Source organism: Arthrobacter antioxidans (assembly GCF_023100725.1).
GTDB lineage: Bacteria > Actinomycetota > Actinomycetes > Actinomycetales > Micrococcaceae > Arthrobacter_D > Arthrobacter_D antioxidans.
On the sequence record NZ_CP095501.1, the window covers coordinates 2,077,227 to 2,089,835 of the forward strand.

Genomic DNA, 12,609 nt, shown 5'->3' on the forward strand with positions numbered 1-12,609 from the left:
TTCGTTGCCTCTGTCCTGACGTCCTCAGGGATTCTTCCGGATCAGCGCCAGGTACATGGCGTCCGTGCCGTGCACGTGGGGCCAGAGCTGCGCACTCGTCCCGTGGCCGGCGTCGAGCGCTCCCCCGATGCTCACGGCGTCGAGCGCGGCTCCCGCGTCGACCCGCTCGAAGCCGGTGCGCTTCCGCAGGCAGTCGTCGACGACGGCGTCCGTCTCCGCGTGGTGCGGCGAGCAGGTCACGTAGGCCACGACGCCGCCGGGGGCGACGGCGTCCAGCGCAGACGTGAGGAGCTCGCGCTGCAGGGGTGCGAGGCCCACGAGGTCGGAGGGCTTCCGGCGCCAGCGCGATTCCGGGCGGCGGCGCAGGGCGCCCAGCCCGGTGCAGGGGGCGTCGACGAGCACGCGGTCGTAGCTCTCCGGCTGCTCCCGCCCGACGTCGCGTCCGTCCCCCACCCGGAGGGTCCAGGAGTCCTCCGGCAGGGGCCGCAGCGCCTGCCGCACCAGCTGGGCGCGGTGCGGGACCGGCTCGTTCGCCGTCAGGTGCACGCCGTCGTCCAGCCCGATCGCCGCCAGCAGGGCGGTCTTGCCGCCGGGGCCGGCGCACAGGTCCAGCCACTGCTCGGGGCCGTCCGTGCGGCGTCCGGGGAGGTCGACGGCGGCCAGGGCCCGCGCCACGAGCTGTGATCCCGAGTCCTGCACGCGGAGGGTGCCTGCGGCGATGCCGGGGAGCCTGCTGATGTCGCCGCCCGAGTAGTAGGCCGATCCCGGTGCCAGCAGGCCCGGCTCGGCTCCTTCCCCGAGGGCGTCGTCGAGCGTGCCGAGCCCTGGGAGTGCGACGAGATGGACCACGGGCGCGGCGTTGTCGGCCGCCAGGAGGGCGTCGATCTCCGAGACGTCCCGGCCGTGGGCGACGAGCGCCTGGCGCATCGCGCGGACGATCCACTCGGGATGGCTGTGGGTCAGGGCCGCGATGGCGGTCGGGTCCGTCAGGCCCTCCACGAGGACGGCGATCCAGCCGTCCAGGTCATGTGCGGTGACCTTGCGGAGCACGGCGTTCACGAGTGAGGACGGACCTGCGCCGATCACGGCGCGCACGAGGCCCACGGTCTGGTCCAGCGCCGCGTGCGCGGGGACCCGCATCGCCAGGAGCTGGTGCACACCGAGCCTCAGGGCGTCCAGGACGGCGGGGTCGAGCTGGTCCAGCGGGCGGTCGACGCAGCGGGCCAGGACGGCGTCGTAGGTGCCCTGCCCCCGCAGGGCCCCGTAGGTGAGCTCGGTCGCGAAACCGGCGTCACGGCGGTCGAGGCGGTGCTTGCGGATGCTGGTCGGCAGCACGAGGTTCGCATAGGCGTCCTCGCCGGCCACGGCACGCAGGACCTCGAACGCCACGAGGCGGGCGGGATCGGCGCGGCGGGTACGCTGCGACGGCGCGGCCTGGGAGAACTGCCGGTCGCCGCCGCGGTTCCGTTCCCGGCCCTGGTCGTCGCGACGCCGGGTACCGCCGCCCTGACCGGCGCCCTGAGCCTTGCCTCCGGCACCCTGGCTGCGCTCACCGCGCCCGCCCGGTCCCCTGTTCGTTCCTCCGGTAGCACTCACTCGAACACCAGCTCTCCGCGCGTCGCCGCGCCCCGCGCCCAGTCGAGCGCTCTCATCATCTTCTTCCCGGCCGGCTGCAGGTCCCCGAGGACCAGCGCGTCCGTGCCCGTGCCCACCAGGACCTGCCGTCCGACGACGTCGATCCGGCCGGGCGGTACGGCCGGCTGTCCGCCGTCCATGCCCCCGTCCGTCATCCCGTCCTCACGGCCGCCGATCGGGGTGACGGGTCCGAGCTTCACCCGCTGCCCGTCGAGCGTGCTCCACGCCCCGGGCTCGGGGGTCACCGCATTGATGCGGCGGCGCACGGCGACGGCCGGGAGCGACCAGTCGATCCGTGCGTCGTCGATCGTGAGCTTGGGGGCGAGAGTCGCCTCGCCCGTCTGGGGTGTCGCCGTCACCCGACCCGCCTCGAGACCGGACAGGGTCTGCACGAGCAGGATCGCGCCGCTGTGGGACAGGCGGTCGAGGACCTCCCCGCTCGTGGCGCCGGGGTCGAGCGTCTCCGTCATCACGCCGAAGACGGGACCGGTGTCGAGCCCCTCCTCGAGGAGGAACGTGGTCGCGCCCGTGACGTCGTCCCCTGCGAGGACCGCGTGCTGCACGGGGGCTGCGCCCCGCCAGGCCGGGAGGACCGAGAAGTGGAGATTGATCCAGCCGTGCCGGGGAACGGCCAGCCCGGCCGGCGGGACGATGCCGCCGTAGGCGACGATCGCCGCGGCGTCGAGGGTCAGGGTCCCCAGGTGGGCGACGAGGTCCGGGGTGAAGCGGTTCGCCTTGAGGACGGGCAGCCCGAGCTCCTCGGCGGCGGCGGCGACCGGACTCGGCGTCAGGACTTTGCGGCGCCCCACGGGCGCGTCGACCCGCGTGAGGACGGCGGCGACATCGAAGCCTGCGTCCACCAGCGCGCGCAGCGACGGCACGGCGACCCCGGGCGTCCCCGCGAAGAGGATCCTCATCGGCCGGTCCTGCCGGCCGCGCCGGCGCGGCGGCCGGCCACCGGCGTCGCAGGCGTCGCAGGCGTCGCAGGCGTCGCAGGACGGGTGAAGCTCGATCCGAGGGACCGGGAGCGCTCCACCGCGGTCCGTGACGTGACCTGGTTGTAGTCGGCACTCCGGATGGCCCTGAGCGCATTCGTCCGGTCCTCGCCCGAGAGCCGGTCGATGTACAGGGTTCCGCGGAGGTGGTCCGTCTCGTGCTGGAAGGCGCGCGCCAGCATGCCCTCGCCCTCCACCGCGATGTCCTGCCCGGACACGTCCTTGCCCGTGATGCGCGCCCAGTCGGACCGGTCGACGAAGCTCCCGAGGCCCGGCACGGAGAGGCAGCCCTCGATGTCGGACTCCCCCTGCGAGGCGCCGCCGACCTCGAGCACGGGGTTCACCACGTGCCCCTGGACGCCGTCCACCCGGTAGGTGAAGACCTGGAGCCCGATGCCGACCTGCGGTGCGGCGAGGCCGGCCCCCTGCACGTCGATCATCGTCTCGGTCATGTCCTCGACCAGCCGGGCGAGCTCGGGCCCGAACTCGGTGACCTCCGCGGCGGGGGTACGGAGGATCGGATCGCCGATCATGCGGATACTCAGGACGGCCATCGGTACTCTGTTCCTCGCTTCGGTCACTTCGGATACGTCGGACACTCGTGTCGCTTCAGCTGCCCGGAGGGCGCGCGCACCGCGGCGGCGGTCCGACGACGTCGTGGCACCCGCACCCCGATCCGGGCGCGAGGTACCCGTCAATCCTAGTGCCGCGGCGCCCCGGGCCGTATCCGACGCCGACCACGGACGGACCGTCGACGGCTCCCGCGGCATGCGCCCTGCCTCAGGCGGGCAGTGCGGGTTCGGCGGGGGCCGGCCGGGCGGGCGGCGGACCGAGCGGCAGGAGCGCCCGGCCCGCCTCTTCGGCGTCGAAACCGGCTTCCCACGCCCGGCGGAGCGCGCAGAAGCGCAGCCAGTGGTTCTTCAGCACGGCGGGATTGGCCCGCATGGCCCGGACCTCGGTCTGGCCGACGGCCACCCCGAGCAGCAGCGGCTGGTCCCCGTGCTCCCACGCCCGCCATTCGCCCTTCAGGGGATCGACGAGGGACTCCTCCGCCTTCATGCCGGCCACGAGCTGCATGACCACCTTGTCGTCCAGCGCCTTCACGAATCCGTCGCGGTCGGTGTTCTTGGTCTTGTAGTCGATCAGGCACGTGCGGCCACTGATCGTGGCGACGAGGTCCAGGGTGCCCGCGTACCCGAGTTCGCTGTTCCACACCGTCAGTTCGGGTTCCACGGGGCGGACGTCGTAGAGGGCCCACCACTCGTCGAACCGCTGGGCGAAGCCGAGCTCACCCTGCTCCTCGAGGGCCAGGCGTGCCGCGTCGAGCTCGTCGGGACGCCCCAGGGCCCGCAGTGCCACCTGTTCGCAGTAGTGGTGCACCCGCGTCCCACGCAGGGCCGCCTCGTCGCGGTAGCGTTCGGCGGCCGACGCGGCCTCCCGGACGGCGGTGCGCAGCTCCGAGGCATTGCCCAGGGCTCCCGGCAGGCGGGGGTCGCGGGAGAGCGCGCTGGCCGCCATGTGGCCGTACCAGCCGCCGAGGGACGTGGGGAGCTGCGAGATGACGGTGGTGATGGACGGGACGGCGGGCTGCTCCGACGTGGAGCGGGCGTACATCCGGCCGTGCGGTGTCGCGTGGGCGAGGAGCGGGGCGGTCATGACCCCAGTCTCTCAGGTGGCTCCGACAGGTTCGGTCCCGGCGGCGGCGCCCCCGCCGGCTCCCACGGAAGGGACGACGCTCCCCGCCGATTGGACGAACCTCCGAACGTCCTATAGAGTTTTCTCTCGTTGGAAAACGAAGAAACACCGCGAAATGCATGGCATGGAGCAGGAGGTTTCGGCTTTTTTCCTCTGCGGACGTAGCTCAGCTGGCTAGAGCACCACCTTGCCAAGGTGGATGTCGCGGGTTCGAATCCCGTCGTCCGCTCGCAAGTCACTGTATGGCCGGATCCGTCCGGTGGTCGGAGCGATCCGATCATGGTGGGGTGGCCGAGAGGCGAGGCAGCGGCCTGCAAAGCCGTATACGCGGGTTCGAATCCCGTCCCCACCTCGGTGCAGAACGTGCACGAGTACCCATGAGAATGGGCGATTGGCGCAGCGGTAGCGCGCTTCCCTGACACGGAAGAGGTCACTGGTTCGATCCCAGTATCGCCCACTACGGCGCCCCCTCGGGGGCGCTTTTTTGCGGACGTAGCTCAGCTGGCTAGAGCACCACCTTGCCAAGGTGGATGTCGCGGGTTCGAATCCCGTCGTCCGCTCTCAGGCCGGTTGTCGGCCGTAGCCCGGTCCTGGCGAGGACCGGGCTTTTTTTGTGCTCCGCCGTCGGCGAACCGCCCCTTCCGCGCGAGCGATCCTCCCGGTCCTCCCCTATGCTGGATGCAGCGGAAACGGACTGCGTTTCCACGACCGAAAGGAGGTGTCCGTGGGTTTATTTGACGGGCTCAAGGGCAAGGCCGGCACCCTCGCGGGTAAGGCGACCGAACTGATTGGCGACAATTCCGACAAGGTGAAGAACGGCATCGGGAAGGCTGGCGACTTCGTCGACAGCAAGACCCAGGGCAAGTACTCGCACCACATCGACGGAGTGCAGACGAAGGCTTCGGAGATGGTCGACAAGGTCGACAAGAAGGACGGCAAGGACGGCTTCGGCCCCACCTCCCCGCCGGCCGTGTAACACCCAGCCTGGCAATGAGGAAGCGCCGGTCCCGCCGAGAGGCGGCACCGGCGCTTCTTGCGTGCAGGGGCCCGGAGGCCCGCCCGAGGGCTAGGAGGCCACGTCGCTGCCCTGCCGGGCCAGGGCGGTCAGGCGGGAGACCGCGCGGTAGTACTTCTTCATGTAGCCGCCGTGCATCATCTCCTCGGTGAAGAGGTGGTCGAACGTCGTGCCGCTCGCCATGATGGGCACGTCGCGGTCGTACAGCCGGTCCGCGAGGACCACGAAGCGCAGCGCGACGGCCTGTTCCGTGATCGTCTCCACGTTGTGCCAGGCCACGGCGTCGATGCCGTCCAGCATCTGCCGGTAACGGCTCGGGTGCACGTCCGAGAGGTGCCGGAGGAGATCCCCGAACTCGTCCTCGGCGAGGATCCCGCCGGCGTAGGACGCGACCCTCTCGCGCAGGCCGGCGTCGTCCATCGCATCGGGGGCCTGCGGCAGGCCGCGGTGGCGGAAGTCCTCGCCGTCGATCCTGGCCACCTCGAACTGGTCGGCGAGCACCTGGATCTCCCGCTGGAAGTCCTGGGCGGCGAAGCGGCCGTCCCCCAGGGATCCCGGCAGTGTGTTGGAGGTCGCGGCGAGCTTGACCCCGGCGTCCGCGAGTTCGCGCATCAGGCGCGACATCAGCACGGTGTCGCCCGGATCGTCGAGTTCGAACTCGTCGATGCAGACGAGGCTGTAGCCGCTCAGCGCGTCGACGGTCTTGCGGAAGCTGAGCGCTCCCACCAGGTTCGTGTACTCGACGAACGTCCCGAAGGCCTTCGGTCCCGAGGACGCGTGCCACAGGGACGCCAGGAGGTGGGTCTTGCCCACCCCGAAGCCGCCGTCGAGATAGATGCCGGCCCGTGTCTCGGGCTTCTTCCCCCCGCCGAAGAACCGGCGGAGGCCCGACGGCTTCGGCTCGTCCACGGAGGCCGCGAAGTCGCGGAGCTTCGAGACGGCCGCCGACTGCGACGGCTGCTGCGGGTCCGGACGGTAGGTGTCGAAGGACACCTGGCCGAAGCGGGGCGACGGGTAGAAGCCGCCCAGCAACTCATCGACGGAGACCCTGGGGCTGCGCTCTGTCAGGTGTTCGATGGCTGGCACGGACGTGGACCGCTTTCTCTCTCCGGCTGGTGGTGGCGGCGGCACGCCCGCAGGCTGCCGTTCCGCTACGCAAGACTACGGCACCCCTGTCCGCGCGGTACTTCCGGGACCCGCTCCCGGTAGCCCTTGACGCACGACCGATCGCGGAAGCAATTGCCCGGCCGCGTCGTTAGGCTAGAGGAAACCACGACCGCCCGTCCGCAGGACGTCGCGTCGTGTCCGGACAGCTGACAGCTACGCGAAAGGCCGCAATGACCCTGGCTCCCGACCCGCAGGACAAGTTCGCCGAGTACGCCCACCCCGAGCGGCTCGTCTCGACCGAGTGGCTCGCCACGAACCTCGGCGCCGAGGGACTCGTCGTCGTCGAATCGGACGAGGACGTCCTGCTGTACGAGACGGGCCACATCCCGGGAGCCGTGAAGATCGACTGGCACACGGAGCTCAACGACGAGGTGACGCGGGACTACATCGATGGTGAGGGCTTCGCGCGCCTCATGGCGGCCAAGGGCATCACGCGCGATTCCACCGTGGTCATCTACGGCGACAAGAGCAACTGGTGGGCCGCCTACGCGCTGTGGGTCTTCACGCTCTTCGGCCACGAGGACGTCCGCCTGCTCGACGGCGGCCGGGACAAGTGGGTCGCCGAGGACCGGACGCTGACCACCGACAAGCCCGCGGTCGCCGCCACCGACTACCCGGTGGTGGACCGCGACGACGCGTCCATCCGTGCCTACCTCAGCGATGTCCTCGACCACTTGGGCAATCCGCTGATCGACGTCCGCTCCGGGGACGAGTACACGGGCGCCCGCACCACCATGCCGGCCTACCCCGAGGAGGGCGCCCTGCGCGGAGGCCACATCCCCACCGCCCGCTCCGTCCCGTGGGCACGGGCCGCCGCCACGGACGGGACCTTCCGCACCCGCGCCGAACTGGACGCCATCTACCGGGACGAGGCGGGGCTGCAGGACGGCGACGACGTCGTCGCGTACTGCCGGATCGGGGAGCGCTCGAGCCACACCTGGTTCGTCCTCACGCACCTGCTGGGCTTCGACAGGGTCCGCAACTACGACGGCTCGTGGACCGAGTGGGGCAATGCCGTCCGCGTGCCCATCGTCCGCGGCACCGAGCCCGGCGACCTGCCCGCCGCAGCGCGGACATCGGCACGATGACCGCGGAGACCGTTCCGGCGAAGCTCGCCGAGATCATCGACGACTTCCAGGCCCTGTCCGAAGCGGACCGCCTGCAACTCCTCCTCGAGTTCTCCACCGGACTCCCGGGGCTGCCCGAGCGGTACAGCGACCATCCCGAGCTGCTCGAGCAGGTCGTCGAGTGCCAGAGCCCGCTCTTCCTCACCATGGAGATCGGCGGCGGGCCGGACCATCCGGTCCACCTCTTCTTCTCGGCGCCGCGCGAGGCCCCGACGACGCGCGGGTTCGCCGGCGTCCTGCTCGAAGGGCTGGACGGCCTGCCGGCCGCGGAGGTCCTCGCGGTACCGGACGACGTCCCCGACCGCCTCGGCCTCACCCGCGCCATCACCCCCCTGCGGATGCGGGGCATGTCCGCGATGCTGGGACGGATCAAGCGGAAGATCAGGGAAGCCTAGTAGCCGCCGCGCCGGGCATCTTGCCGCCGGGGAGGGTCCGCCCGTAGAGGTACCCGTCGAGCCAGCGTTCGACGACGGACTCCCACCGCTGCGGATCCACGTTCCACTCCTTCGTGTGCCGGGCCCGGTGGAACCGCTCGAGCGTCACGAAGGTGGGATTCTTCGCGGCCAGCTCGACCGAGGCGCCGATGGGGACGAACTCGTCGTCCTCGCTGTGGAGGATCAGGGTGGGCAGGGTCAGCTGTTCGGCGCGCGTGATCCAGTCCATGCTCTTGAGATCCAGCGGAGCGGCGAGACCGGTGATCCTGCGCGCACGCTGGCTCGCCAGGAGGTACTGGCCGAGACGCCCCACGGGCGCGGGGATCCGGTTCAGCGCGGCGTGGTGCGCGAGCACCTCCATCCAGTTGATCACCGGCCCGTTCAGGACCAGCGCGGTGATCCGGCTGCGGTGCCGTGAGAGGTCCGCGGTCTGCAGGACGATCGCCCCGCCCATCGACCACCCGAAGAGCACCACGTCACGGGCGCCGTGCGTCATCGCGAAGTCGATGGCGGCGTCGACGTCGTGCCATTCCGTCATGCCGAGGCCGTAGCGGCCGTCCGGTGCCGCGGGTGCTTCGCCGTCGTTCCGGTAGGAGATGACCAGGCTGGTCATGCCCAGGCGCCGCGCCGGGGCGACCGCCCTCAACGCCTCGGCCCGGGTGGCGCCGCGGCCGTGCACCATGATCGCCCAGGTGCCGGACGCCGCCTCGGCGCGGACCAGCCAGGCGGGAGCTGCCCCGCCTTCGACGGGGATGAGCACCTCCTCGTCCGCGAAGCCCACCGCGGACGGCGAGGCGTACACGGCTCCGCTCCACCAGCCGCGCGTCGCCGCCGCCAGGTCCCCCACGTGCACCGTCTCGACACAGCGTTCCACGGTGCCCTCGCGGGGGACGTAGGAGCGGATGGCACCGATACGGGCGTGACCGGCCCCCTGATCGAAGTACAGGCTGTAGGTCCCCTCCACGGTCGTGTCCTCGGTGGCGGGGAGGATGACCGTCTGGTTGCCGGCGGACCCGACGACGGCGAGGATGTCGAGGTTCTCGTCGCGGGTGCGCGCGGGCGTCACGACCTGCCGCGCGAAGTACACCGCGAGCCCCGAGACGGCGCCGGCCGCGGAGGATGCGACGGCGGCCCCCGCTCCCACGCCGAGCGCCGTCCACTTGAGCCACGGTGCGGTTCCCTGCTGCCCTGCAGCCGATGGCGTCATCGATGTCATGGTTCCATTTCTACCCTGCGGCGCCGAGGTCGTCGATTCGCGGACCGTTGCGATCCCGACCGGAGGGCGTGCAGCACGGCGCAGTACAGTGGCGCCATGACCCAGACAATCCTCGTACTGAGCGAAGAAGCACTGACCGCCCCGGATCTCCGCAACCTGCGGACGCTGCGGGGCGAGGACCATCTGGTGGAGATCGTCGTCCTGATCCCCGAGGACGCCAGCGAATCGGTGCTGGGTGAGTTCTTCCGCCACCTGAGCCTGTTCGAGGTGGGCGAGGCGTTCCGGACGTTCTCCGCCGACGACCGCCGCCATGACGAGGCCGCCGCCCGTGAGGCGCTCGCGACATCGCTGCGGCTGCTCGAGGAGGAGGGCTTCGCGGCCCGCGGACGGACGACCAGCGAGAATCCTGTGGACGCCATGATCCAGGAGGCGGCGGACAGCGGCGCCGCCCAGGCCGTCGTGATCACCCGCCCCCACGCCATGGCGGACACCTTCCACACCGACTGGGCCAGCAAGGCCCAGGCCAAGCTCGGCATCGCCGTGCTGCACCTGTACTCGGGGTCGGGATTTATTGGTGACTCGTAGGCGTTGCAGGGGTTATGACCACTGAACGTGAGAGCTACCGGCCAGAGATCGAGAAGTCCGACGACGAATGGCGGCAGGAGCTGACCCCCGAGGAGTTCCAGGTCCTGCGGAACGCCGGCACCGAACGCCCGTACACGGGCGAGTACTACGACGCCAAGACGGCGGGCACCTACGAGTGCCGAGCGTGCGGCGCCGAACTGTTCACGAGCAACGAGAAGTTCGACTCGCACTGCGGCTGGCCCTCCTTCTGGGCCCCGCTCGCCGAGGGCACGGTCCGCTACCTGCACGACCGCTCGCTCGGCATGGAGCGCATCGAGGTACGGTGCACCCGCTGCGACTCCCACCTCGGCCACCTGTTCAAGGGCGAGGGCTTCGACACCCCGACGGACCAGCGCTTCTGCATCAACTCCGTCTCCATGAAACTGGTGCCCGCCGAATAGTCCCGCGGCGGTAGAGCGTGCGCGGATGACGCAGGAAGGTCGGCCCTCCGGGGCCGGCCTTCCTGCGTTCCGGGTGCTGTGAAGGCCGGCTGGCCCTCCTGCAAGAGGAATCCACCGTTAGAACAAGGATCTCTGATGCTCGCGTGGTCTGTAGGTAAGAGTTCCTGTTCTGATTGCTAGGCTCGCCGCAGACGTACCAGCAGTCGTCCCGGCCGGAGAAAGCAGGAGCCATGACCGTCACCCCCCTCGTTCGAGCGGACAGCACGCCGCAGCACACCGACGCCTGGAAGGCGCTCAAGGCCGCAGCCCACGCGCTGCGGCTCCTGCAGGCCAAGGACGGCTCCATCCCCGACGCCGACCACCACGCGGCAGCCTCCGAGCACACCCGCAGGATCACCGCCGCCGTCGGGGAACTCGCGCCCCTGTTCCCCCACGACGCCGACTACCTCGCCCGCACCGTGACGGCCTTCGAGGCATGGCGCGCCGGCGGTTTCGCCGTCCCCGACTTCCTCGAACCGCTGCTCGCCTTCCAGCCGCAGCTGGACCGCACGGACGGCCTGCAACACCTCGTCGTGTTCCCCATGTACACCCAGAACGGCAGCACCAGCCGGCTCGTCGAGGCCGTGCTCGTCGAGGTGCTGTGGCCCGAGTTCGTCGCCGAACTGGAGGCGGGCGACTACTCCAACGCCCTCTTCGTCCCGATCAGGTTCCTCGACTTCACCGACGGCTACAGCACGAACTCCGCGGTGCTCTTCCCCGAGAGCGTCGCCGTGAGCCTCACGCCCACCTTCACGTGGGGCGCCATCTTCGCGGACCGGGAAGCCGCGCGGTTCCGTCGCGTGGTCCGCGCCGCCGCCGGGATCACCCACCTCGACCTGCCCGGCGAGGCGCTCGAGCTGCTGGAGGACCAGACGCTCGCCGAGGAGACCTTCGTGATGTGGGACCTCATCCACGACCGCACCCACATGCGCGGCGACCTGCCCTTCGATCCGTTCATGATCAAGCAGCGCATGCCGTACTTCCTCTACTCGCTCGAGGAACTGCGCTGCGACCTGACGGCCTTCCGCGAATCCGTGCGCATCGCCAAGGACGACGACGCCTCCCCCGAGGCGCGCAGGCACGCCCGGCTCGTGCAGTTCGCCGTGATCTTCGACCGCATCTTCCGCTTCAGCATCACGGGCAGCCGCGTACGCAACTACGACGGCCTCGGCGGCCAGCTCCTGTTCGCCTGGATGCACCAGCACCGCGTCCTCCACTGGACGGACACCAAACTCACCATCGACTGGGACGAGGTGGCCGACGTCGTCGTCGCCCTCGGCGAGCAGATCGAGCAGCTGTACTGGCGGTCCATCGACCGCCCCAAGATCGCGCACTGGCTGGCCGCCTACGAGCTGGTCTCGGCCACGGTCACACCGCACCCGGCGTCCGTGTGGGCGAAGGGACCGGACGCGCTCGAGCTCATGGGCCCGCCCCGCGCCCTCACCGACGCCGTCCTCGACGACGAGTTCCCGCTGTCCATGTTCTTCGAGGCGCTGGACCGCAAGATGAGGACCGTCATCGAGTCCACGGCCGGCATCACGGCGGACGCGGCATGAGCGGCGGCACCCGCGCCCGGACCGCCGTCGTGGCCGGCGCCACCAGCGCAGCCGGCATCGCCCTGACCCGGCGGCTGGTGGCGGACGGACTCGCCGTCGTCGCCGTCGGCTCCCACGCCGGCCGCCTCGACGCGGCGTTCGGGGCGCTCGACGGCGTGGACCGGCAGGCGTGCGACCTGGCCGACGAGGCCGCGGCCCTCGCCCTCGCCGACCGCGTCCGCGCCGACCACGGTGGCGCGGACGCGCTCTTCCACCTCGTCGGCGGCTGGCGCGGCGGCAAGGGCATCACCACCCAGACCACCGAGGACTACGACTTCCTGCACCGCTCGGTCTTCATGACCCTGTTCACCACGAGCCGGGCGTTCTACGACCAGTTGGCCGAGCGCGGAGGCCGGCTCGCCGCCGTCTCCGCCACGGCCGCCGCCGCACCCACCGCGGCGAACGCGTCCTACGCCGCGGTGAAGGCCTCCGTCGACGCCTGGATGCTGGCCGTCGCCGACGGCTTCGCCCGGGACGGCACGACGGCGGCCGCGACCGCCGTCGTCGTCAAGGCCCTCGTGGACGACGCGCTGCGCGAGCAGCACCCCGAACGCACCTTCCCCGGCTACACGCACGTCGACGACCTCGCGGCGATCCTCGCCGGACTGCCCGGGGCGCCGGCCGCGGAGGTCAACGGGACCCGCATCGACGCTGTTCGGGGATAAT

General features: G+C 71.0%; 13 protein-coding genes and 4 tRNA genes. 11 read left to right on the forward strand and 6 right to left on the reverse strand.

Features of this window, described 5'->3' with window-relative positions; genetic code table 11:
• Positions 1 to 24: 24 nt before the first annotated feature.
• The 4 genes from MWM45_RS09510 to MWM45_RS09525 all read right to left on the reverse strand — a co-directional run bounded on the left by MWM45_RS09510 (position 25) and on the right by MWM45_RS09525 (position 4,286).
• Positions 25 to 1,596 (reverse strand): RsmB/NOP family class I SAM-dependent RNA methyltransferase, encoded by a 1,572-nt coding sequence (locus tag MWM45_RS09510; RefSeq protein ID WP_247826245.1) that lies wholly within the window; start codon positions 1,594 to 1,596, stop codon positions 25 to 27.
• Positions 1,593 to 2,552 (reverse strand): methionyl-tRNA formyltransferase, encoded by a 960-nt coding sequence (locus MWM45_RS09515; RefSeq protein ID WP_247826246.1) that lies wholly within the window; start codon positions 2,550 to 2,552, stop codon positions 1,593 to 1,595. The genes MWM45_RS09510 and MWM45_RS09515 overlap by 4 nt, the downstream gene beginning before the upstream one ends.
• Positions 2,549 to 3,184, reverse strand: a complete 636-nt coding sequence (gene def / locus MWM45_RS09520) for a peptide deformylase (RefSeq protein ID WP_247826247.1) — start codon at positions 3,182 to 3,184, stop codon at positions 2,549 to 2,551. Before def ends, MWM45_RS09515 begins: the two co-directional genes overlap by 4 nt.
• 226 nt (positions 3,185 to 3,410) lie before the next feature.
• Positions 3,411 to 4,286: a cytochrome gene (locus MWM45_RS09525; RefSeq protein ID WP_247826248.1), complete on the reverse strand. Its 876-nt coding sequence runs from the start codon at positions 4,284 to 4,286 to the stop codon at positions 3,411 to 3,413.
• 194 nt (positions 4,287 to 4,480) lie between these two features.
• Here MWM45_RS09525 and MWM45_RS09530 point away from each other — a divergent pair.
• The 5 genes from MWM45_RS09530 (at position 4,481) to MWM45_RS09550 (ending at position 5,301) form a co-directional block, all read left to right on the forward strand.
• A tRNA-Gly gene (locus tag MWM45_RS09530) sits at positions 4,481 to 4,554 on the forward strand.
• A 52-nt stretch (positions 4,555 to 4,606) separates the two neighbouring features.
• Positions 4,607 to 4,677 (forward strand) — tRNA-Cys (locus MWM45_RS09535).
• Between the two features lie 33 nt (positions 4,678 to 4,710).
• Positions 4,711 to 4,782 (forward strand) — tRNA-Val (locus MWM45_RS09540).
• Between the two features lie 29 nt (positions 4,783 to 4,811).
• Positions 4,812 to 4,885, forward strand: a tRNA-Gly gene (locus tag MWM45_RS09545).
• 164 nt (positions 4,886 to 5,049) lie between these two features.
• Positions 5,050 to 5,301: an antitoxin gene (locus tag MWM45_RS09550; protein ID WP_082046393.1), complete on the forward strand. Its 252-nt coding sequence runs from the start codon at positions 5,050 to 5,052 to the stop codon at positions 5,299 to 5,301.
• A gap of 90 nt (positions 5,302 to 5,391) precedes the next feature.
• Here MWM45_RS09550 and zapE read toward each other — a convergent pair whose 3' ends face one another.
• Positions 5,392 to 6,426, reverse strand: coding sequence for a cell division protein ZapE (gene zapE / locus MWM45_RS09555; protein ID WP_247826249.1), 1,035 nt, complete (start codon positions 6,424 to 6,426; stop codon positions 5,392 to 5,394).
• A gap of 251 nt (positions 6,427 to 6,677) precedes the next feature.
• On the opposite strand from zapE, the gene MWM45_RS09560 reads away from it, so the two are divergent.
• Positions 6,678 to 7,595 (forward strand): sulfurtransferase, encoded by a 918-nt coding sequence (locus MWM45_RS09560; RefSeq protein WP_247826250.1) that lies wholly within the window; start codon positions 6,678 to 6,680, stop codon positions 7,593 to 7,595.
• Positions 7,592 to 8,029, forward strand: a complete 438-nt coding sequence (locus tag MWM45_RS09565) for a SufE family protein (RefSeq protein ID WP_247826251.1) — start codon at positions 7,592 to 7,594, stop codon at positions 8,027 to 8,029. Before MWM45_RS09560 ends, MWM45_RS09565 begins: the two co-directional genes overlap by 4 nt.
• On the opposite strand, the gene MWM45_RS09570 is transcribed toward MWM45_RS09565, so the two are convergent.
• Positions 8,016 to 9,284 (reverse strand): alpha/beta hydrolase family protein, encoded by a 1,269-nt coding sequence (locus MWM45_RS09570; protein ID WP_247826252.1) that lies wholly within the window; start codon positions 9,282 to 9,284, stop codon positions 8,016 to 8,018. The two genes, MWM45_RS09565 and MWM45_RS09570, sit on opposite strands and share 14 nt — an antisense overlap.
• A gap of 96 nt (positions 9,285 to 9,380) precedes the next feature.
• On the opposite strand from MWM45_RS09570, the gene MWM45_RS09575 reads away from it, so the two are divergent.
• From MWM45_RS09575 to MWM45_RS09590, 4 genes are all read left to right on the forward strand, one after another.
• Positions 9,381 to 9,869 carry a hypothetical protein gene (locus MWM45_RS09575; protein ID WP_247826253.1) on the forward strand — a complete coding sequence of 163 codons (489 nt, stop codon included), beginning with the start codon at positions 9,381 to 9,383 and terminating at the stop codon, positions 9,867 to 9,869.
• Positions 9,870 to 9,883: 14 nt separating this feature from the next.
• On the forward strand, positions 9,884 to 10,309 hold the full coding sequence (msrB, locus tag MWM45_RS09580; RefSeq protein WP_043445601.1) for a peptide-methionine (R)-S-oxide reductase MsrB: 426 nt from the start codon (positions 9,884 to 9,886) through the stop codon (positions 10,307 to 10,309).
• 230 nt (positions 10,310 to 10,539) lie between these two features.
• Positions 10,540 to 11,904, forward strand: coding sequence for a DUF6421 family protein (locus tag MWM45_RS09585; RefSeq protein WP_247826254.1), 1,365 nt, complete (start codon positions 10,540 to 10,542; stop codon positions 11,902 to 11,904).
• Positions 11,901 to 12,608 carry an SDR family NAD(P)-dependent oxidoreductase gene (locus MWM45_RS09590; RefSeq protein ID WP_247826255.1) on the forward strand — a complete coding sequence of 236 codons (708 nt, stop codon included), beginning with the start codon at positions 11,901 to 11,903 and terminating at the stop codon, positions 12,606 to 12,608. The genes MWM45_RS09585 and MWM45_RS09590 overlap by 4 nt, the downstream gene beginning before the upstream one ends.
• The last annotated feature ends 1 nt before the right edge of the window (position 12,609 follow it).